The organism is Salinicola sp. 4072 (assembly GCF_036663415.1).
GTDB classification, from domain to species: domain Bacteria; phylum Pseudomonadota; class Gammaproteobacteria; order Pseudomonadales; family Halomonadaceae; genus Salinicola; species Salinicola salarius_A.
Genome location: NZ_JAXOVV010000061.1, coordinates 1 through 2,513, shown reverse-complemented (window position 1 = coordinate 2,513; position 2,513 = coordinate 1). Strand labels below are relative to the sequence as shown.

3 protein-coding genes are annotated in these 2,513 nt (G+C 42.8%); all 3 read left to right on the top strand.

Annotation, left to right across the window (positions count from 1 at the left end; all coding sequences use genetic code 11):
• Positions 1-435 precede the first annotated feature (435 nt).
• On the top strand, positions 436-810 hold the full coding sequence (locus R3F72_RS18390) for a hypothetical protein (protein WP_332780463.1): 375 nt from the start codon (positions 436-438) through the stop codon (positions 808-810).
• A gap of 66 nt (positions 811-876) precedes the next feature.
• A complete protein-coding gene (locus R3F72_RS18385) occupies positions 877-1,779 on the top strand; it encodes a reverse transcriptase family protein (protein WP_332780462.1) in 903 nt (300 codons plus the stop codon).
• A gap of 9 nt (positions 1,780-1,788) precedes the next feature.
• Positions 1,789-2,424: a retron Ec48 family effector membrane protein gene (locus R3F72_RS18680; RefSeq protein ID WP_442978371.1), complete on the top strand. Its 636-nt coding sequence runs from the start codon at positions 1,789-1,791 to the stop codon at positions 2,422-2,424.
• Positions 2,425-2,513 lie beyond the last annotated feature (89 nt).

Genomic DNA, 2,513 nt, shown 5'->3' with positions numbered 1-2,513 from the left:
AGGTGGATAGGCTTTCACCCATAGCGGATGGCTCTCTTGGTTCAGATTCTTGGCGGAACACACTGAATTTTCAAGAGAATACCATCCGCTATCTTCGTTTTCGGGCCGGCCTCATGAATAAGCCGGGATAATTGCTACGTGATTGACATATTGTTACGCAAATCGTAGATTCAACTTAGCGTAAGCGTACCGCTTACTTGTGGCAGCTGCCGCTAATAGGATGCCGGGAAGCCCTTCGGGGCGCTCGAAAGAGCTGAAGTGGGGGAAGGGCGGGACCTTGGAATAAAAGCCTGCACAACCTCGTGACAAAGGTAGACGCGCCGGCACAGCTGATTGCTGTTTTGGCATCCTAACGGTAGCGAAAGCATGATCAGCTGTGTAGTGCCTGTGTGATGGTAGGTAGCGTCTACTATTCAATCCCCTTAGAGCTCGGTGATGCACCAATTCAAGGTCTCTAGTAATTCAATTGCATCTATGGGTAGCCTTGCATCAGGGCTAAACCTAAGTCGTGAGCAGCTCAATAAAGCTTTAACAATCCCTGCCGAGTCGAGGTATGTCAAGGTCAAGGGGTCTATACCAAAGAGTGATGGTACTAAAAGAACTGTTTATAACCCTCATCCCTCTATAAGATTGGTCCAATCCAGAATCAACAAAAACATCCTTGCCAACGAAAATATTATTTCTTGGCCTGATTACATCTACGGATCAATTCCTAACTCTTACAAAGGAACAGACGAAGAAGTAAGAAAAGACTACATTGCCTGTGCCTCAAAACACTGCCTCTCCAAGTCGCTATTAAGCTCTGTCTGAAAAATCGACGAGCGATGGCCAGACAAGGCAAAAATCGGCGAAAAAGCGGAGTTTACAGGGAAGTAAATGAGCCTTTTGAGCCGATTTTTAACGCAGTATGGGCGAGCGCAGGCATTTTTCAGACAAAGCGTAAAAATAGATATCAAAGATTTTTTCGACAACATTCACCGGGATCATGTAATCAACATCTTCCAAGATATTCTACATTACCCCAAAGAAATAAGTGAAACCCTTACAGACCTTTGCACCTTTAACGACTGCTTGCCACAGGGCGGACTAACTTCTAGCTATCTAGCGTGCTTAACGCTCAACTTTTCAGAGTATTCCGTAGTTCAAAGATTACAAAAGAAAGGCCTAACCTATACTAGATATGTAGATGATATAACTGTCTCATCCAAGGTCAGCAATTACGATTTCGGCTATGCGAAAAGAATAATTTACGACATGCTCGATCAAAAAGATCTTCCAACAAATGAAGAAAAGTGCTCCGTAACTTATGACTCTTCGACTCCTTTGATTGTGCATGGCCTAAGAGTATCGTTCCAGTCTCCGAGGCTACCTGCAAAAGAAGTAAGCAAAATCCGCGCTGCCGTCAGATCAATAGAAAAGTTGGCAACGATAACGAATTACAGGACTACGCATACTTATAGAAAAGACTACAATCGCTGCATGGGAAGAGTTAACAAATTAGCACGAGTCGGGCATAGTCAACATTATAAACTAGTGGATCGTCTCACGGCGATAAAGCCTTTAGCAAGAAGACAAGATGTAAGAAGAGTCCGCAGTACATTACGGAAACTTGAGCGCTATCACGCCACACACAAGAACACCCGCTGGTACTATGACAGATACAATACTGCAAACGCGAAGCTGAACATCATACAGCGAAACTTCCCTAACATAGCCGATATTCTCAGGCTTAAATTAAAAGCTATTAAGCCAGAGTATCATCACAATGCGTATAAATAAAATTAAACCATATTACAGGGCTGGCTTAATCCTAGTCAAGATTTTTATCTAATTAACGCTACGTGCTTAGGAGTTGCTTTATTCGGACTAATAGCAGGAACAGCAGTATTAATAATCACGTTTTTGGCTGGCGAAACGTACAGCAAAGAAATTTGTTTATCTAATGAGTGTTTCGATAATTTTTATAGAAGCATAAGCTCCTCACTAATTATCTTTAAAACCACCGGAACAATCGCACTTGGCATATTTGCATTTGGAAGTTTTGGCGTAGCATGTAAAAATTACGTGAACAATAAGGTGACGACAAATAGTAACATCCATCTTTCGCATATGAATCTTTTCCTGAATTTTTCAGAAAAAGAAGCTTCAAAAAAGGACAACCTAAACTTAAACTCTATAAATTTCATGGAATGGTACAACTTGGCATACAAGGATTCCCAAGAAGGAAGTCTAAAGACATCAGAAAGATATATGCAAAACCTTAAGAGGATCGAGGAATTAATCGAGCTGTCAAACGAAGAGTTCCATGGCCCCAGCATGACTGATTTTGACTATCGGCGACATCAAACCAGGATGATCGATTGTTTTAAGGAGTTCGGCATCCAACTAAGGAAACGCTGCATAAATCCCGCCACAGCTGCCTGATCGGCACCGGTGGGGTAGAATCTGACCTTCCTGCCACCGTCTGACAGAGCCTCCCGATGAAACAGATCTCGTTCGCCCAGGCTGAGCAC